The organism is Jannaschia formosa, from assembly GCF_003340555.1.
GTDB classification, from domain to species: Bacteria; Pseudomonadota; Alphaproteobacteria; order Rhodobacterales; family Rhodobacteraceae; genus Jannaschia; species Jannaschia formosa.
Genome location: NZ_QPLJ01000006.1, coordinates 80,757 through 96,638, shown reverse-complemented (window position 1 = coordinate 96,638; position 15,882 = coordinate 80,757). Strand labels below are relative to the sequence as shown.

Sequence of the window (15,882 nt, the reverse complement as noted above, 5' to 3'; positions counted from 1 at the left end):
TCGGGCCTTCGGAGGGGCGGGGGTCGCCCCGTCGTCAGCGGAGGGTCATTCGGCCGGGGTCGCCATCTTGTCTCCACCGCTTCCTTCGCGCCGGCGCATGCCGACGACGTTCTCAGGCCGGTCGTAGCCCGTCAGCTTCAGGGCGTCGGTCACTTCGGTCAGGTCCTGCTTCAGGCGCTCGATCTGCTTCTCGGCCAAGCCTTCCTCGACCGAGACGGCTTGCATCCAGCGCTTGATCTCGCCCACGGTGGCCTGCGCCATGGAGATCCGCTGGCGGTAATCCTCGACCTCGTGCTGCCGCTCCCGGAGGAAGGAACGGGCGCGTTCGACCTTCTCGTCGGAATAGACCTCAGCCAGCTCCCGGCTCTCGACCGACATCTGCGCCGCAGTCTGGAGCACGTCGTATTCCAGCTCGCCCAGATCGGGGTGCTTGCGCATCCATTCGATCCGCTCACGCATCGTGTCGAACTCCCGGCTGAGCGAAAAAACGCCTTCGCGATCGGCCTGGTGGACGTACTGGTAGGCTTGTGCGACATCTGCCATCGAAAGCTGGAAGTCGCGATTCGTCACCTCGAGCCGGCGGACCCGGGCGAGGGCGGGAAGGAACCCGACGATCGCCAGCAGCAGGGTGGCGAAGGCGAGTTGGGCGATCATGCCGGCATCGGCGACCTCGGCCCCGCCATAGGCGACGGGCAGTTCGAGCCAGGGGATGATCCCGAAGGCTGCGGCGATCGAGGCGGCGACGACGGCGATGGCGGCGGCGACCAGGATGAAGGCGCAGATGGACTGCACGATATAGGTGAGGACGCTGACCGGGCGTTGCGCACTGTTCATAGCCAAACCCCTAATTGGCGGTGTTTCGGGTTTCTTGGCTGCTCGCGTTTCATGCTAGCAGCATTGCCCGAAGACTACGCTACACTTTCGTCAAAAGTTCCGTGAATTCTGGGTGCCTTGGTGGCACGATTAGCGAACATTTATCGGGACGGTCCCGCGCCTTGGTCGCGGCGGGGCGGCTACAACCCGCGATATGATGTCTGGTAGCGCCGCCCGAGCGACGTCAGGATTTCGTACCCGATCGTCCCCGCCGCTTCGGCCAGCCCGTCCACCGTGCGATGCGGATCGAGGATCGTGACTGCCTCGGGGTCGCGGTCGAGATGGCTGATATCCACCGTAATCAGATCCATCGAGATGCGCCCGACGGCCGGGCAGGGCACCTTACCGGCCATCACCTCCAATCCCGGCTGCAGCGCGCGGTGCAGCCCGTCGGCATAGCCGCCCGCGACGGTGGCCAGCCGCGCGTCGGCAGGCGCAGTCCAGGTCGCGCCGTAGCCCACCGTCTCGCCGCCCGCGACGTCGAAGCAGGCGATGACCGGCAGTTCCAGTGAGACGACGGGTTCGGCCCGGTCGAAGGGCAGGCCGCCATAGAGGCCGATACCGGGGCGCACCATGTCGAAATGGTAGGCGGGGCCGAGCAGCGTGCCGCCCGTCGCGGCGAGGCTGCGCGGCACGTCCAGCCCGTCGGTCATCCGCCGGAACGCGGCGAGCTGCCGCGCGCTCTGCTCGCTTTCGGGATCGTCGGAGGAGGCGAGATGCGAGGTGATCAGCACCGGCTCAGCCTCGAGCGCGATCTCGGAAACCGCCTCCCACTCGGCCTCCTTCAGGCCGAGGCGGTTCATGCCGGTGTCGAGCTGCAGTCCGAAGGGGTGGCGGGGCAGGGCCTCCAGATGGCGCGTGAGTTGCTCGACCGAGCAGATCATCGGCACGAGGTCCGCGCGCTGAATCGTCGACGTATCTCCGGTCATGTGGCCGTAGAAGCAGTAGATCCGATGCTCGGGTCCCAGCGTGCGGCGCAGCGCCAGCCCCTCCTCGACGGTGGCCACGAAGAAGGCACGCGCGCCTTCCTTCACGAGGCGCGGCGCGACGGCGGTCAGGCCCAGCCCGTAGGCATCGGCCTTGACCACGGCCGCCGTCTCGCAGCCGGGCGCCGACATCCTGTCGAGCGCCCGCCAGTTGGCGGCGATGGCTTCGAGGTCGATATGGAGCGTTCCGGTCGGCATGGTCGCGAGGTGATGCGGCGAGGCGGGCGTGGCGTCAAGCGAAGGTAGGTGGCGACCCACTCAGGTGGGGCCGCCGGTCGATGGGCGGCGGCTGCCCCGTCAGCCCCGCCCCTCCTGCCAGGGCTTCGCCAGATTGCCGAACCGCGTGAACTGCCCTTCGAAGCTCAACTCCACCGTCCCGATCGGGCCGTGGCGCTGCTTGCCGATGATGACCTCGGCCTTGCCGTGGACCGCCTCCATCGCGGCCTGCCAGTCGGCCATCTTGTCGAGCTGGTGGTCGCCCGGCTTCTCGCGTTCTTTGTAGTATTCCTCGCGGTAGACGAACATCACCACGTCCGCGTCCTGCTCGATCGAGCCCGACTCGCGAAGGTCCGACAGTTGCGGCCGCTTGTCCTCGCGGCTCTCGACCTGGCGGGAGAGCTGCGAGAGCGCGATCACCGGGATGTCCAGCTCCTTGGCGATGGCCTTCAGGCCTTGCGTGATCGCCGAGACCTCGTTGACGCGGTTGTCGCCGTAGCCCGGCGCCTTCACCAGCTGCAGGTAGTCCACGATCAGCAGGTCCAGCCCATGCGTCCTCTTCTGCCGCCGGGCCCGCGCGGCAAGCTGGGCGATGGGCAGCGCAGGTGTGTCGTCGATGAAGAGCGGGCAGGATTCCAGCGCCTTGGCGGCCTCCACGAAGCGGCGGAACTCTGCCTCGGTCATGTCGCCCTTGCGGATCTGTTCCGACGGGACCTCGGCCGCTTCCGACAGGACCCGTGCTGCGAGCTGCTCGGCCGACATCTCCAGCGAGTAGAAGCCGACGACCCCGCCCTCGACCGCGCCATCGCGCCCGTCATAGGTCTTCCCCCGGCGATAGGCCTTGGCGACGTTGAAGGCGATGTTGGTGGCCAGCGACGTCTTGCCCATCGAGGGACGCCCGGCGAGGATCAGCAGGTCCGAGCGATGCAACCCGCCCAGCTTGCGGTCCATGTCCATAAGGCCGGTCGAGATCCCCGCCAGCCCGCCGTCGCGCTGATAGGCGGCGTTGGCCACGTCCACCGCCTGCTTGATCGCCGAAAGGAAGGACTGGAAGCCGCCTTCGCTGCGGCCCTGTTCGGCCAGCGCGTAGAGCTTCGACTCGGCGTCGACGATCTGCTCGGACGGCTCCTTCTCGACGGTCACGTCACTGGCCTGCGCGGCGATGTCGCGGCCCAGCGAGATCAGCTCCCGCCGGACGGCGAGATCGTAGATCATCTGCGCATAGTCGCGCACCGCATAGGCCGCGACCGCGGACGCGGCCAGCGTCACGAGGTATTTCGGACCGCCGAGGGCGCGCAGCCCCTCGTCCTCCTCGAGGAACGGCTTCAGCGTGACCGGCGAGGCCAGCGCGTTCTTCTGGATGCGCGCGGCGCAGGTCTCCCAGATGCGGGCGTGGACGGGGTCGTAGAAATGCTCGGCCCGCACGATCGAGGCGGCCCGGTCATAGAGATCGTTGTCCGTCAGCAACGCGCCCAGAAGCTGTTGCTCTGCCTCGATATTGTGGGGAAGCGCCCCGTCGGTCGACGCCGGGAACCCCTGGTCGAGTCGCATCACCCCGTTCATCTGCCTGCCCCGCCTTGTTCGTTCCGGAGAGGATAGACTCATGGGCCCGAAGCCACAACGGCCCCGGCCTGTGGAAAGCGGGGACGGATCGGTTGTGTCGTCAGCGCCCGCGCGCCGCCGCCACCGAGCGTTCCAGCTCCGCCCGCCAGTTGCAGGCCAGCCCGTCGCCGTCGTCGTCGAGCCTGTGCCGGTCGTTTCGCGGGCCCCCGGAGCCCATCAGCTCCGCCTGCGCGGCGGCCTCCAGCACGAAGTCGGTGCAGTCGATCGCGTCGAGATCGGGATCGTCCTGCCGCGGCCTGCGGAAGCGGCCCGGCTGCGCGCGGGGGAGGGTGCGCTTGCCGAGATAGGCGCTGCCGGCGCGGAACTGGTCGCGGCTGCCTAGCTCCGCCTCGACCTGGTGCAACTCCACCTCGCTGCGCGTGGTGGCCTGGATCCGCCAGAGCTCCGCCGTCGGCAGGGCATTGATGCGCCGCGCCTCCTGCCGCGCCTCCTCGGGAGAGACGCCGCAGGCGGCGAGGAGGAGAAGGAGGGGAAGGGTGCGGCGCATGCGGATCCTCGAAATCGTGTCAGGACTTATCGTAACCAGCTTCGAAACGGTTGTATGCCCCTCGTCTTGACGTCCGGCCCCTGACGTCGGGCGGTCACGAGGTCCGGTCCCGGTGTCGCGCCTGCCAGCCGCGCGGATCGTTCAGGAAGGCCTCGACCCCGTCCAGCGTCTCGGCGTCGAAGGCGTCCTGGGCCTTGGCCTCCGCCAGCACGTCCCACCAGGTCGCCAGCGCGTGCAGCGTGACGCCGTGATCGCCCAGCACCTTCGGAACCTCGGGGAAGATGCCGTAGCTGAAGATCACGGCGGTATGGGCGCAGCTCGCCCCGGTCTCGCGGATCGCGTCGACGAAGGACAGCTTGGAGCCTCCGTCGGTCGTCAGGTCCTCGACCAGCAGCACGCGCTGGCCCTCGGTCATCAGCCCCTCGATCCGGGCGTTCCGGCCGTAGCCCTTGGGCTTCTTGCGGACATAGGTCATCGGCAGGGCCAGCCGCTCGGCCATGAAGGCCGCGAAGGGGATGCCCGCCGTCTCGCCGCCCGCCACGTTGTCGAAGGCCTCGAAGCCTGCGTCGCGCATGACGGTGACGGCGAGGAAGTCCATCAGCGTCGCACGCAGCCGCGGGTAGGAGATCAGCTTGCGGCAGTCGATATAGGTCGGCGCCGGCAGGCCGCTGGCCCAGGTGAACGGCTCGCGCGCGTTGAAGTGGACGGCGCCGACTTCCAGCAGGGCGCGGGCGGTGAGGCGGGCCATCTCGGCAGCGGGGGGATGAGCGGTCGGGATCATGGGCTGACTTTCGGATAGGGGCGGTCCGGGTGCGGCCGGGACGGAAATTCCTGCAGGAATTTTCGCCTAGCGCAGGGACCAGTGCAACGGATGGCCGGGATCGAACAGCTCGACCGACAGCCCGCCCCGCGCCACGCGGGACGGCGCGGCATAGGGGGCGGTACGGCGCAGGGTGACGGTCTCGGCGTTGGCGGGCAGCCCGTAATGCGCGGGCCCGTGCAGCGAGGCGAACCCCTCCAGACGGTCGAGCGCCTCCTCCTCCTCGAAGACATGGGCGAGGCAGGGCAGGGCGATGGGCGCGGTGAAGCAGCCCGCGGCGCAGCAGGCGGCCTCCTTCGCGTGGGTCGGGTGCGGAGCGCTGTCGGTGCCGAGGAAGAAGCACGGGTCGCCCGAGGTCGCGGCTTCGCGCAGCGCGTCCCGGTGATGGGCGCGCTTCAGGATCGGCAGGCAGTAGAGATGCGGCCGCATCCCGCCGACCAGCATGTCGTTTCGGCTCTTCATCAGGTGCTGGACGGTGATCGTGGCGCCGACATTATCGTTGCCGCGGACCCAGGCCACGGCTTCGGCCGTGGTCACATGCTCCAGCGTCAGCTTCAGCGCGGGATGCGCCTTGCGCAGGGGCGTCAGCACGCGGTCTAGGAAGACCGCCTCCCGGTCGAAGATGTCGGTCTCCGGCGACGTCACCTCGCCATGCAGGCAAAGCGGCACGCCCGCCTCCTCCATCGCGACGAGGACAGGGCGCACCGCCTCCATGTCGCGCACGCCCGAGGCGGAGTTGGTCGTCGCGCCTGCCGGATAGAGCTTCACCGCCGTCACGAGGCCCGAGGCATGGGCCGCGACGACGTCGGCGGGGTCGGTCGTCTCGGTCAGGTAGAGCGTCATCAGCGGCCCGGCGAAGCCTGCGGCGAGGATGCGCTCGCGATAGGCCGCGGCCTCGGCGCCGGTCACCACCGGCGGCACCAGGTTCGGCATGACGATGGCGCGGGCGAAGTCGCGGCTTTCCGGCGCGACCAGCGACAGCATCTCGCCGTCGCGCAGATGCAGGTGCCAGTCGTCGGGGCGGCGGATCGTGAGGCTGTCCATGGGGCAGCGCCTAGCGCGTCCGATGCGCGCTTGACCAGCGATTCCCGCCGGGGCACCCCTTTCGCCATGCTTGCCGCCCCGATCATGCAGCGCGTGCGCGGAGAGGCCTTGGTCCGGCTGACGCGGGCGGGGCTTGCCGACCTGCGCCAGCAAGGCAGCGCCAAGGCGATGCTGCCGCGCACAGACGACCCCGACCCGGAGGTCGTCTTTCTGAACACGGCGGGCGGGATCACCGGGGGCGACCGGCTCGACTATGCCCTGACCCTCGGCCCCGGCGCCCGTGCCACAGGCGCCACCCAGACAGCGGAGCGGGCCTATCGCGCCACCGGCGACACGCCGGGGATCGTCGACACGCGGATCACGCTGGGAGAGGGCGCCCATCTCGACTGGTTGCCGCAGGAGGTGATCCTGTTCGAGGGCGCGCATCTGCACCGCGTGACGCGGGTGGACCTCGCCCCCGGTGCCACCTTCCTCGGGGTCGAGTCGGTGATCCTCGGCCGCGCCGCCCATGGCGAGACGGTGGCCCGCGCCCGGCTCGACGACCTGCGCTCCATCCGCCGGGGCGGGCGGCTGGTGCATGAGGAGCATCTGGCGCTCGACCCCGCCACCTTGGGCGATGCGATGGCGCGCGGCGGCTTCCGCGGCTTCGCCACGCTCACCTACCTCGCGCCCGATGCCGCGGACCGGTTGGACCCGCTGCGCGCCGCCCTCGGCGCCGACGGCCATGCCTCGGCCTGGGACGGACGGCTGGTTGCGCGGCTCATCGGTGACGCTGCGCCGTTGCGTCGCGCGCTCATCCGCGCCATCGTGATCTTGCGGGGGCGGCCCGTTCCCCGCGTTTGGCAATCCGACGCTTGAGAGGCCCGCGATGAACCTGACCCCCCGCGAGAAGGACAAGCTGCTCGTCTCGATGGCTGCCATGGTGGCGCGCAACAGGCTGGAGCGTGGCGTCAAGCTGAACCACCCCGAGGCGATCGCGCTGATCACCGACTTCGTGGTCGAGGGCGCGCGAGACGGCCGCTCGGTCGCCGACCTCATGCAGGCTGGCGCCCATGTCATCACCGCCGACCAGTGCATGGAGGGCGTGCCCGAGATGATCCACGACGTCCAGGTCGAGGCGACCTTCCCGGACGGGACCAAGCTGGTCACCGTCCACCACCCGATCCGCGCTGCGGAGCAGGCGGCATGATCCCCGGCGAGGTCCTGACGGCCCCGGGCGAGATCACCCTGAACGAGGGCGCCGAGGCGATCACGCTGGAGGTCGCGAATACCGGCGACCGGCCGGTACAGGTCGGCAGCCACTACCATTTCGCCGAGACGAACCCGGCGCTCGACTTCGACCGCGCTGCTGCGCGGGGGCGCAGGCTGGATATCGCAGCAGGAACGGCCGTTCGATTTGAACCGGGACAGACCCGGCGCGTTCATCTGGTGCCCCTGTCGGGCGACCGTCGCGTGTTCGGCTTCAACGCGCAGGTGAACGGAGAGCTTTGAGCGATGCTGCAGGTGTTTCGGCTTCAGATGCAGACGGCCCGGATGATGGTCGAGGCGCAGACCGTCATCGGGATGCGGATGATGGGAATGGCCGGGCTGATGCCCGCCGCGCAGGGCGAGACCCTGCTGATGGTCACGGAAAAGCAGACCGCCTTCGCCGATGCATGGATGGCCGGCGCGCAGGCGATGCTGTCCGGGGCCTCGCCGGGTCAGGTCTATGGCAAGGCGCTCGCCCCGATCGGGCGCGCAACCAGCGCGAATTCGCGGCGTCTCACGCGACGGACGCGGCGATGAAAGGGCTCGCGGCCCTGCTCGCCCTGCTGGCCGCCCCCGCGGCGGCGCAGCCGGTCGACTGCGCCGCCCAGGACCTCGCCCCGCCGCAGCTGTCCTATTGCGCGGAGGTCGCGCTGGAGACCGCCCGGGCGGAGATGGACGAGGCCTATCGCCTCGCCCTGACCCGCGCGAAGGCCCATGACCAGCGCCTCGCGATGGAGCAGGGCAGCGTGCCGCTGACGCTGGAGATCGCGCTCCGCGACGCGCAGGCGGCCTTCGTCGAGTATCGCGACCGTGCCTGCGAGGCCGAGGCCATCGCCCATGGCGGGACGGGCGCTCCGATGGCCGGGGTCGTCTGCGCCGCCCGGATGACCATGGCCCGGGTCGAGGACCTGCAGCGCTATGGCGAGCTCGAGTGAGGCCCGCGCGTTTTCGTTGACACATTAGGGATTTCAGGCACAGCCTTCGGTCATCGTAGCCGAGGGAGGCCCAAGCCATGTGCGATGTCTGCGTGATGAATGCCGTGAAGGACCGGATGCTCAGCCGGCGCGCCCTGTTCCGGGGCGGGGCCGCCGCCGGCATCGCGGGCGCCGCCGCCGCGCTGACCGGAACCCGTGCGCTGGCCGACGGCCACGGCTCGGTCCGCGACCTTACCCATCCCTACGGGCCGGACTTCCCCACCTTCTTCGGCGAGCCCGGCATCTCGATGGAGCAGGTGTTCAACTTCGCCGATAACGGCTTCAACCTGTTCAACCTCTCGATCAACGAGCATACCGGCACCCATATCGACGCGCCCCTGCACTTCTCGGCGAACGGCGACTCGGTCGACCAGATCCCCGTCGGCAACCTCATCGTGCCGCTCTGCGTCGTCGACATCCGCGAGAAGGCCGCCGCCGACCCGGACGCGCAGGTCACGCCCGAGGATCTGGAGGCCTGGATCTCCGACAACGGCGACATTCCTGATCGCGCCTGCGTCGCCATGATGTCCGGCTGGGCCGAGAAGGTCGACACGCCCGCGTTCCGCGGGGCCGACGACGCCGGCACGCTCCACTTCCCCGGCTTCCACCCCGATGCGGCCGCGATGCTGCTGGAGACGACCTCCGCCGCGGCGATCGCCGTCGACACGCTGTCGCTGGATCACGGGCCCTCGGCCGACTTCGCGACGCATTACGCCTGGCTGCCTGCCGGGCGCTACGGCATCGAGTGTCTCGCGGGCCTGGCCGATGTGCCTGCGGCGGGTGCAACGATGGTCGTCGGCGCGCCGACCCACAAGGGCGGCTCCGGCGGCCCGGCCCGCATCTTCGCGATGGTCTGATGCGCAAGCTCCTGATCGCCGCGGCCCTTCTGGCCGCGGCGCCCGCCTCCGGCCAGACATCCATCGACTGCTCGTCGCGACAGACCCAGCTCGACCTGAACTTCTGCGCCCGCGACGGCTGGGTCATCTCGGATGCCGAGCTGAACCGTCTCTGGAAAGAGGTGAAGCCCGCCGCCGACCGCCGGGGCATCGGCGAGGCCCTGCTGGAAGAACAGCGCGCCTGGCTGCGCCGACGCGCGCTACCTGCGAATCCGAGCGGGACCAGTATGCCGGGGGTTCCATCGCCCCGATGATCTACTGGCACTGCATGGACCGGCTGACGATCCGGCGAAATGCCGAGCTTCGGTCGATGCGCTGAAATGGGGGCCCCATGGCGACCGTGACCCTTCTGAACGACGACGACCTGTCGCCCGAAGCGGCGGAGGTCTTCGCCGAGATCCGGGCCGCCCGCGGCACCGACTACGTCAACGACTTCTGGCGCGCGCTGGCCCATGACCCGGCGACGCTGCGCGCCACCTGGGACCGGCTGTCGGCGGTGATGGCGCCGGGCGCGCTGGACCCGCTGGTCAAGGAGATGGTCTATCTCGCCGTCTCGACCGCGAACGGCTGCGCCTATTGCGTCCACAGCCATACAGCGGCCGCGAAGGCGAAGGGCATGGACCCGGCCATGCATGGCGAACTGCTGGCCGTGATCGGGATGGCGATGCAGACGAACGGGCTGGTGACTGCGCTTGGCGTGGCGCCGGACGCGGCGTTCCAGGTCCCGCGCGACGGCTGAGCCGGGACAGCCTCCGGTCGACCGGAGGCAGGCCGCGGGTCGACCCACGGCCGCCCCGCCCAAGGTTTAGGCACCGGCCCCTCGGACGCTGGACAAGCTGCCGCGCGCCCGCTCCAATCCCGCGGACACCACCGGAGCCGCACCATGCCCGCCACGATCTCCCGCCGCAGCTATGCCGACATGTACGGCCCCACCACCGGCGACCGGGTCCGGCTCGCCGATACGGAGCTTTTCATCGAGGTCGAGAGCGACCGGACCACCTATGGCGAGGAGGTCAAGTTCGGCGGCGGCAAGGTCATCCGCGACGGGATGGGCCAGTCGCAGCGCACCCGCGCGGAAGGCGCGGTCGACACCGTCATCACCAACGCGCTGATCGTGGACCATACCGGCATCTACAAGGCTGATGTGGGCCTGCGCGACGGGCGCATCCACAAGATCGGCAAGGCGGGCAATCCCGACACCCAGCCCGGCGTCGACATCGTCATCGGGCCGGGGACCGAGGCCATCGCGGGCGAGGGGCGCATCCTGACGGCGGGCGGCTTCGACGCGCATATCCACTTCATCTGCCCCCAGCAGATGGAGGACGGGATGCATTCCGGCGTCACCACCTTCCTCGGCGGCGGCACCGGCCCCGCGCACGGGACGCTCGCCACCACCTGCACGCCCGGCCCTTGGCATATCGGGCGGATGCTGCAGGCGATGGACGCGATGCCCGTGAACCTGGCCCTGTCCGGGAAAGGCAACGCCACGCTCCGCGCCCCGCTGGAGGAGATGGTCCGCGCCGGGGCCTGCGCCCTGAAGCTGCACGAGGACTGGGGCACGACGCCCGCGGCCATCGACACCTGCCTCAGCGTCGCGGACGCGATGGACGTGCAGGTGATGATCCACACCGACACGCTGAACGAAAGCGGCTTCGTCGAGAACACGGTCGCCGCCATGAAGGGCCGGACGATCCATGCCTTCCACACCGAGGGCGCGGGCGGCGGGCACGCGCCCGACATCATCAAGGTCTGCGGGCTGGACCACGTCATCCCGTCCTCCACCAATCCGACCCGGCCCTACACGGTGAACACGCTGGAAGAGCATCTCGACATGCTCATGGTCTGCCACCACCTCGACAAGTCGATTCCCGAGGACGTGGCCTTCGCCGAGAGCCGCATCCGCAAGGAGACGATCGCCGCCGAGGACATCCTGCACGACATGGGCGCCTTCTCGATCATCGCATCCGACAGCCAGGCGATGGGCCGGGTGGGCGAGGTCATCATCCGCACCTGGCAGACCGCCGACAAGATGAAGCGCCAGCGCGGGCGGCTGGCCGGCGAGACGGGCGACAACGACAACCTGCGCGTCCGCCGCTACATCGCCAAGTACACGATCAACCCGGCCATCGCGCATGGCATCGCGCGGGAGATCGGCTCGATCGAGGAGGGCAAGCGCGCCGATCTCTGCCTCTGGGACCCGGCCTTCTTCGGGGTAAAGCCCGAGATGGTGCTGGTCGGCGGCTCCATCGCGATGGCGCAGATGGGCGACCCGAACGCCTCGATCCCGACGCCGCAACCGGTCTTCTCGCGCCCGATGTGGGGCGCGATGGGGCGGTCCGTCGAACGAGGCGCGGTGCTCTTCGCCTCGCAGGCGGCGGTCGACGACGGTATCGGTGCGGCGCTCGGGCTCGCCAAGGACGTGCTGGCGGTGAAGGGCACGCGGGGCATCGGGAAGAAGGACATGGTCCTGAACGACCTGACGCCCGAGGTCGAGGTCGATCCCGAGACCTACGAGGTCCGCGCCGATGGCGAGCTGCTTACATGCGAGCCAGCCACGGTGGTTCCGATGGCGCAGCGGTATTTCCTCTTTTGAGGAACGACGCGCTGCGGTCCCGCTTCACTCGGGCGGCTCGGGACGCACGGGTGCTGCGTCGGACAGGCGCAGCAGATGCGCGCGCAGCGCAGTCGCTTCGCGCGCGAGGGACTCCATCCGGGCCTGGACATCGGAGAGGCGCGCCAAGGTCGCTTGCGGGGTGTCGGGACGGGGCAGATCCAGCATGAGACAAGGCTGCGCGAAAATGTGTGAAGAATGGGTTAATGGCGAGGTAATCTTGGGGCGCCCGGCCGTTTCCGGTGCGGCCCGACGGACGGCCAGGTGGCGCGTTCCGCCCCCTGACCGCCTTGCGCGCCCGGGATCGGCCCACGCCGTCCGGCCCATCGGCCGCTGCGTTTGGAAGGACCATCCGGAGACGGGATCGGAGGGCCGCCCATGACCGGTGAAGCTACCATCGAGTTGCTCGACCACCTCCACGCGCCCGTGGACACGATCCGCCTCGACTACGACGCGCGGCTCGTGCGGCGGAAGCGGCTGGTGACCGAGAGCGGTCGCGCGATCCACCTCGACCTTCCGGAGCTGACCGACCTCAGCCACCATGCCGGGCTCCGCCTGCCCGATGGCACCGAGATCGCGCTGGAGGCCGCGCCGGAGCCTGTGCTGGTGATCCGGGGCGACCTGCCTCGGCTCGCCTGGCATATCGGGAACAGGCATACGCCCTGTCAGATGGGCGGCGACCACCTCGTGATCCGCGCCGACCATGTCCTGCGCGGGATGCTGGAGGGGCTCGGCGCCGAGATCGCCGACGAGACGCGCCCGTTCCACCCCGAAGGCGGTGCCTACGGCCACGGGCGCACGATGGGGCACGACCACGGGGATCATGGGCATGGCCACGATCACTGACCTGCTGCGCCTGACGCAATGGCTGTCGCCGGCCTTCCCGCTCTCGGGCTACGCCTATTCCCACGGGTTGGAGACGGCGATGGCCGAGGGGCGGGTGACGGACGCCGCGTCCTGCCGGGCCTGGACCGGGACGGTGCTGCGGCGGGGTACCGGCGCGCTGGACGCCTGGGCGATCCGGCGGGTGATGACGGGGGACGACCCGGAGGAGGTGGCCGACGTCATCCGCGCCCGCGCCGGATGTGCCGAACGATGGGCCGAGACGCGAGACATGGGCGCGGCTTTCGACGCCGCGGCCGTGGGAATGGGCGAGGCGCCGGGTGGTGGCTGGCCGCTGCCCGTCGCCCTCGCCACCCGCGCGCGCGGGATGGAGGCCGAGACCGTGGCCGCGCTCTATCTCCAGGCGCTCGCCGCGCAGATCGTCTCGGCCGCGACCCGCTTCCTGCCGTTGGGCCAGACCGAGGCGCAGGCGATCCTGCGCGACCTGCACCCCCTCATTACCGAGATCGCCGCGCGTGACGACCCCGCGCCTCCGGGGGGCGGCGCCCTTCTGGCCGAGCTCGACGCGATGGCCCACGAGACCCTGCAACCGAGGATCTTCCGCACATGACCTCCCCCAACGGCCCCCTCCGCATCGGCATCGGCGGCCCCGTCGGCGCGGGCAAGACGACCCTGACCGAGAAGCTGGCCCGCGCGCTGTCGCAGGACCTGTCCATCGCCGTCATCACCAACGACATCTACACGCGCGAGGATGCGGAGTTCCTGATGCGCGCGCAGGCCCTTCCGGCGGACCGCATCCGGGGCGTCGAGACCGGGGGCTGCCCGCATACCGCGATACGCGAGGACGCCTCGATCAACCTCGCCGCCATCGCGGACCTGCGCGCGGCCCATCCCGATCTCGACGTCGTGCTGATCGAGAGCGGGGGCGACAACCTCGCCGCGACCTTCTCGCCGGAGCTGGCGGACCTGTCGCTCTACGTCATCGACACGGCGGCGGGGCAGGACATCCCGAGGAAGCGCGGGCCGGGGGTGACGCGGTCGGACCTGCTGATCCTCAACAAGACCGATCTCGCGCCGCATGTCGGTGTCGACCTCGACCAGGCGCGGGCCGATCTGGACGTGGCGCGCGCCGGGCGGCCCTACGTCATGGCGGCGCTTCGCCACGGGAAAGGGGTCGACGAGGTCATCGCCTTCATTCGGGAGGAGGGAGGCTTCGGCTCCTGACAGGTAGCTGTCAGGAGGGGTATGTCAGAGGGACCTCACCCGCGCGACCTGACGGGGGAAACAGAGGAAATGACAATGACCGCTCCTGCCACGATCCTTCGCAACGCGCCTGACAATGCCATCGTCTGGGCCGAGATCCCCGTCCGCGACCTCGACGCCGCCTGCGCCTTCTACGGCGCCGCGCTGTCCTGCGACCTCAGCCAGCAGCAGATGGGGCCGAACATGGCCGCCGTCTTCCCGGCCTCCGAGACCGGCGTCTCGGGCCATCTCTACGAGGGCAAGCCCGCGGGCGACGGGTCCGGCCCGACCGTCAGTCTCTGCGTTCCCGACACGCTGGAGGCGACAATGGACCGGGTCCGGGCGGCTGGCGGCAAGGTCGTCAGCCCCGCGATCCAGATCCCGGCAGGACGGTTCTTCTACGCCACCGATCCCGACGGCAACTCGCTCAGCTTCTTCCAGAACTGAGATGCGCCGCGCCGACCGTCTCTTCCGCCTCGTGCAGATCCTGCGCGGCGGGCGGCTCTGGACGGCGGCGCGGCTGGCCTCCGAGATGGAGGTGTCGGAGCGGACGATCTATCGCGACATCGCCGACCTGATGGCGTCCGGCGTGCCGATCGAGGGTGCGGCCGGCGTGGGCTACGTCATGCGCCAGGGCTATGACCTGCCGCCCCTGATGCTGACCGAGGAGGAGGTGACGGCGCTCGCCCTCGGCGCCCACATGGCCATCGCCTGGGGCGGGACGGAGATGGCCGCCTCGGCGCGGCTGGCGCTGTCGAAGATCGAATCGGTGCTGCCGCGCCCCGACCAGATGGCAGCCGCGGTCCGGCGCATCGGCATGCCGGGCCGCTTTGTCCCGGAGGAGGTGGCCGCGCATCTCGACATCCTGGACGACCTGATCCGCCGCAGGCGGGTTGCGGTGCTGGTCTACGAGGACGCGCGGGGCGAGGCGAGCGCCCGCCGGGTGCGGCCGCTGGCGCTGTGGTTCTGGGGGCGGAACTGGACGCTGATCGCGTGGTGCGAATTGCGGGAGGATTTTCGCATGTTCCGCCTCGACCGGATCACCGGGGTCTCCGACACCGGCGCCGGTTTCGCCGAACATCCCGACCGCAGCCTGCGCGCCTTCCTCGCCCTGGGCGAGGCGGAGGGGCATCGGCTGCCGGCGGGGCCGCTGGGCTGAGGTCCCCCGCCCCCGTCAGGTCCGGCCGTGTCGACGGCGATCTCGGGTCAGCCCCGCGACGGGGTCACGGTCTTCCAGAACAGCCGCTCGAAATTCGCCTCGGTCCGCGCGGCAAACTCGGCGTAGTCCATGTCCAGCGCCTCCGCCCCGGCACGCGCGGTATGGGCCACGAAGGCGGGCTCGTTGCGCTTGCCGCGGTGGGGCGGGGGGGCGAGGTAGGGGGCGTCGGTCTCGACCAGGATGCGGTCGCGCGGCGCGTCCGCGAAGATGGCGCGCAGCTCGTTCGACTTCGGGAAGGCGGCGATGCCGGACATCGACAGGTAGAAGCCCAGCTCCAGCGCCGCCTCGGCCAGCGCACGGCCACTGCTGAAGCAGTGCATGACGCAGGAATAGGCGCCGGCGCGGTGCTCGTCCCGCAGGATCGTCGCCATGTCCTCGTCGGCGTCGCGGGCATGGATGATGAGGGGCAGGCTGGTGCGGCGGGCGGCCTCGATATGGATTCGCAGGCTTTCCTGCTGCACGCCCTTGCTGTCGCCGGTGTAGTGGTAGTCGAGCCCGGTCTCGCCGATCCCCACCATCTTCGGATGGGCAGCCAGCGCCTCCAGCTCCGCGACCGTCGCCATCGGTTCGTCGGCGGCAGACATCGGATGGGTCCCGGCGGCCCAGAAGACGGGCTCATGCGCTTCCGACAGGGCGCGCACGGCAGGGGCCTGGCGGAGCCTGGTGCAGATCGTGACCATGCGGTGGACGCCCGCCTCGGCGGCGCGGCCGATCAGGTCGGGCAGCTCCCCCTCGAATTGCGGGAAATCCAGGTGGCAGTGGCTGTCGGTGATGCGCGGTTCCATGGGCGCCGAGCTAGG

At 70.0% G+C, this 15,882-nt stretch carries 22 protein-coding genes; 14 read left to right on the top strand and 8 right to left on the bottom strand.

The features are described from left to right. Window positions 1-45: 45 nt before the first annotated feature. The 6 genes from DR046_RS08780 to pyrC form a co-directional block, all read right to left on the bottom strand. A complete protein-coding gene (locus DR046_RS08780) occupies window positions 46-834 on the bottom strand; it encodes a DNA repair protein (RefSeq protein ID WP_115382004.1) in 789 nt (262 codons plus the stop codon). A gap of 179 nt (window positions 835-1,013) precedes the next feature. Further along, entirely contained in the window at window positions 1,014-2,057 is a 1,044-nt protein-coding gene (alr, locus tag DR046_RS08775) for an alanine racemase (RefSeq protein ID WP_115382003.1), read from the bottom strand. Window positions 2,058-2,156: 99 nt separating this feature from the next. Next, on the bottom strand, window positions 2,157-3,626 hold the full coding sequence (locus DR046_RS08770) for a replicative DNA helicase (protein WP_245190878.1): 1,470 nt from the start codon (window positions 3,624-3,626) through the stop codon (window positions 2,157-2,159). A gap of 112 nt (window positions 3,627-3,738) precedes the next feature. After that, window positions 3,739-4,185 carry a hypothetical protein gene (locus DR046_RS08765; RefSeq protein ID WP_115382001.1) on the bottom strand — a complete coding sequence of 149 codons (447 nt, stop codon included), beginning with the start codon at window positions 4,183-4,185 and terminating at the stop codon, window positions 3,739-3,741. Window positions 4,186-4,279: 94 nt separating this feature from the next. Beyond that, entirely contained in the window at window positions 4,280-4,966 is a 687-nt protein-coding gene (locus tag DR046_RS08760; RefSeq protein ID WP_115382000.1) for an orotate phosphoribosyltransferase, read from the bottom strand. Window positions 4,967-5,032: 66 nt separating this feature from the next. Continuing rightward, a complete protein-coding gene (gene pyrC, locus DR046_RS08755) occupies window positions 5,033-6,049 on the bottom strand; it encodes a dihydroorotase (RefSeq protein WP_115381999.1) in 1,017 nt (338 codons plus the stop codon). A 66-nt stretch (window positions 6,050-6,115) separates the two neighbouring features. Here pyrC and DR046_RS08750 point away from each other — a divergent pair, with 66 nt between their 5' ends. The 9 genes from DR046_RS08750 to ureC all read left to right on the top strand — a co-directional run bounded on the left by DR046_RS08750 (window position 6,116) and on the right by ureC (window position 11,760). Then, on the top strand, window positions 6,116-6,907 hold the full coding sequence (locus DR046_RS08750; protein WP_115382116.1) for an urease accessory protein UreD: 792 nt from the start codon (window positions 6,116-6,118) through the stop codon (window positions 6,905-6,907). A gap of 10 nt (window positions 6,908-6,917) precedes the next feature. Then, window positions 6,918-7,238: an urease subunit gamma gene (locus tag DR046_RS08745; protein WP_115381998.1), complete on the top strand. Its 321-nt coding sequence runs from the start codon at window positions 6,918-6,920 to the stop codon at window positions 7,236-7,238. Next, entirely contained in the window at window positions 7,235-7,540 is a 306-nt protein-coding gene (locus DR046_RS08740) for an urease subunit beta (protein WP_115381997.1), read from the top strand. Before DR046_RS08745 ends, DR046_RS08740 begins: the two co-directional genes overlap by 4 nt. Before the next feature lie 3 nt (window positions 7,541-7,543). Then, window positions 7,544-7,834 (top strand): antifreeze protein, encoded by a 291-nt coding sequence (locus DR046_RS23610; protein ID WP_167767012.1) that lies wholly within the window; start codon window positions 7,544-7,546, stop codon window positions 7,832-7,834. Beyond that, window positions 7,831-8,232 (top strand): lysozyme inhibitor LprI family protein, encoded by a 402-nt coding sequence (locus DR046_RS08735; protein ID WP_167767010.1) that lies wholly within the window; start codon window positions 7,831-7,833, stop codon window positions 8,230-8,232. The genes DR046_RS23610 and DR046_RS08735 overlap by 4 nt, the downstream gene beginning before the upstream one ends. Window positions 8,233-8,309: 77 nt before the next feature. Continuing rightward, a complete protein-coding gene (locus tag DR046_RS08730; protein ID WP_115381995.1) occupies window positions 8,310-9,128 on the top strand; it encodes a cyclase family protein in 819 nt (272 codons plus the stop codon). Further along, complete coding sequence (locus DR046_RS08725; protein ID WP_115381994.1) at window positions 9,128-9,421, top strand: lysozyme inhibitor LprI family protein; 294 nt, start codon at window positions 9,128-9,130, stop codon at window positions 9,419-9,421. The genes DR046_RS08730 and DR046_RS08725 overlap by 1 nt, the downstream gene beginning before the upstream one ends. A gap of 77 nt (window positions 9,422-9,498) precedes the next feature. Continuing rightward, complete coding sequence (locus tag DR046_RS08720) at window positions 9,499-9,906, top strand: carboxymuconolactone decarboxylase family protein (protein ID WP_115381993.1); 408 nt, start codon at window positions 9,499-9,501, stop codon at window positions 9,904-9,906. 144 nt (window positions 9,907-10,050) lie between these two features. Then, on the top strand, window positions 10,051-11,760 hold the full coding sequence (ureC, locus tag DR046_RS08715; protein ID WP_115381992.1) for an urease subunit alpha: 1,710 nt from the start codon (window positions 10,051-10,053) through the stop codon (window positions 11,758-11,760). 24 nt (window positions 11,761-11,784) lie between these two features. On the opposite strand, the gene DR046_RS23605 is transcribed toward ureC, so the two are convergent. Next, complete coding sequence (locus DR046_RS23605) at window positions 11,785-11,946, bottom strand: hypothetical protein (protein ID WP_167767008.1); 162 nt, start codon at window positions 11,944-11,946, stop codon at window positions 11,785-11,787. Between the two features lie 210 nt (window positions 11,947-12,156). Between DR046_RS23605 and DR046_RS08710 the strand changes: the two genes are divergently transcribed. The 5 genes from DR046_RS08710 to DR046_RS08690 all read left to right on the top strand — a co-directional run bounded on the left by DR046_RS08710 (window position 12,157) and on the right by DR046_RS08690 (window position 15,022). After that, a complete protein-coding gene (locus tag DR046_RS08710; RefSeq protein ID WP_115381991.1) occupies window positions 12,157-12,624 on the top strand; it encodes an urease accessory protein UreE in 468 nt (155 codons plus the stop codon). Continuing rightward, window positions 12,608-13,231, top strand: coding sequence for an urease accessory protein UreF (locus DR046_RS08705; protein ID WP_115382115.1), 624 nt, complete (start codon window positions 12,608-12,610; stop codon window positions 13,229-13,231). Before DR046_RS08710 ends, DR046_RS08705 begins: the two co-directional genes overlap by 17 nt. Then, window positions 13,228-13,845: an urease accessory protein UreG gene (gene ureG, locus DR046_RS08700; RefSeq protein WP_115381990.1), complete on the top strand. Its 618-nt coding sequence runs from the start codon at window positions 13,228-13,230 to the stop codon at window positions 13,843-13,845. Before DR046_RS08705 ends, ureG begins: the two co-directional genes overlap by 4 nt. Window positions 13,846-13,920: 75 nt before the next feature. Then, entirely contained in the window at window positions 13,921-14,310 is a 390-nt protein-coding gene (locus DR046_RS08695; RefSeq protein WP_115381989.1) for a VOC family protein, read from the top strand. 1 nt (window position 14,311) lies between these two features. After that, window positions 14,312-15,022, top strand: a complete 711-nt coding sequence (locus DR046_RS08690) for a helix-turn-helix transcriptional regulator (RefSeq protein ID WP_115381987.1) — start codon at window positions 14,312-14,314, stop codon at window positions 15,020-15,022. A 47-nt stretch (window positions 15,023-15,069) separates the two neighbouring features. On the opposite strand, the gene DR046_RS08685 is transcribed toward DR046_RS08690, so the two are convergent. Further along, window positions 15,070-15,867: a TatD family hydrolase gene (locus tag DR046_RS08685; protein WP_115381985.1), complete on the bottom strand. Its 798-nt coding sequence runs from the start codon at window positions 15,865-15,867 to the stop codon at window positions 15,070-15,072. Between the last annotated feature and the right edge of the window lie 15 nt (window positions 15,868-15,882).

Coding starts and splice junctions, on each gene's coding strand:
- DR046_RS08780 (WP_115382004.1), bottom strand. CDS start 834: ATGAACAGTGCGCAACGCCCGGTCAGCGTCCTCACCTATATCGTGCAG.
- alr (WP_115382003.1), bottom strand. CDS start 2,057: ATGCCGACCGGAACGCTCCATATCGACCTCGAAGCCATCGCCGCCAAC.
- DR046_RS08770 (WP_245190878.1), bottom strand. CDS start 3,626: ATGCGACTCGACCAGGGGTTCCCGGCGTCGACCGACGGGGCGCTTCCC.
- DR046_RS08765 (WP_115382001.1), bottom strand. CDS start 4,185: ATGCGCCGCACCCTTCCCCTCCTTCTCCTCCTCGCCGCCTGCGGCGTC.
- DR046_RS08760 (WP_115382000.1), bottom strand. CDS start 4,966: ATGATCCCGACCGCTCATCCCCCCGCTGCCGAGATGGCCCGCCTCACC.
- pyrC (WP_115381999.1), bottom strand. CDS start 6,049: ATGGACAGCCTCACGATCCGCCGCCCCGACGACTGGCACCTGCATCTG.
- DR046_RS08750 (WP_115382116.1), top strand. CDS start 6,116: ATGCTTGCCGCCCCGATCATGCAGCGCGTGCGCGGAGAGGCCTTGGTC.
- DR046_RS08745 (WP_115381998.1), top strand. CDS start 6,918: ATGAACCTGACCCCCCGCGAGAAGGACAAGCTGCTCGTCTCGATGGCT.
- DR046_RS08740 (WP_115381997.1), top strand. CDS start 7,235: ATGATCCCCGGCGAGGTCCTGACGGCCCCGGGCGAGATCACCCTGAAC.
- DR046_RS23610 (WP_167767012.1), top strand. CDS start 7,544: ATGCTGCAGGTGTTTCGGCTTCAGATGCAGACGGCCCGGATGATGGTC.
- DR046_RS08735 (WP_167767010.1), top strand. CDS start 7,831: ATGAAAGGGCTCGCGGCCCTGCTCGCCCTGCTGGCCGCCCCCGCGGCG.
- DR046_RS08730 (WP_115381995.1), top strand. CDS start 8,310: ATGTGCGATGTCTGCGTGATGAATGCCGTGAAGGACCGGATGCTCAGC.
- DR046_RS08725 (WP_115381994.1), top strand. CDS start 9,128: ATGCGCAAGCTCCTGATCGCCGCGGCCCTTCTGGCCGCGGCGCCCGCC.
- DR046_RS08720 (WP_115381993.1), top strand. CDS start 9,499: ATGGCGACCGTGACCCTTCTGAACGACGACGACCTGTCGCCCGAAGCG.
- ureC (WP_115381992.1), top strand. CDS start 10,051: ATGCCCGCCACGATCTCCCGCCGCAGCTATGCCGACATGTACGGCCCC.
- DR046_RS23605 (WP_167767008.1), bottom strand. CDS start 11,946: ATGCTGGATCTGCCCCGTCCCGACACCCCGCAAGCGACCTTGGCGCGC.
- DR046_RS08710 (WP_115381991.1), top strand. CDS start 12,157: ATGACCGGTGAAGCTACCATCGAGTTGCTCGACCACCTCCACGCGCCC.
- DR046_RS08705 (WP_115382115.1), top strand. CDS start 12,608: ATGGCCACGATCACTGACCTGCTGCGCCTGACGCAATGGCTGTCGCCG.
- ureG (WP_115381990.1), top strand. CDS start 13,228: ATGACCTCCCCCAACGGCCCCCTCCGCATCGGCATCGGCGGCCCCGTC.
- DR046_RS08695 (WP_115381989.1), top strand. CDS start 13,921: ATGACCGCTCCTGCCACGATCCTTCGCAACGCGCCTGACAATGCCATC.
- DR046_RS08690 (WP_115381987.1), top strand. CDS start 14,312: ATGCGCCGCGCCGACCGTCTCTTCCGCCTCGTGCAGATCCTGCGCGGC.
- DR046_RS08685 (WP_115381985.1), bottom strand. CDS start 15,867: ATGGAACCGCGCATCACCGACAGCCACTGCCACCTGGATTTCCCGCAA.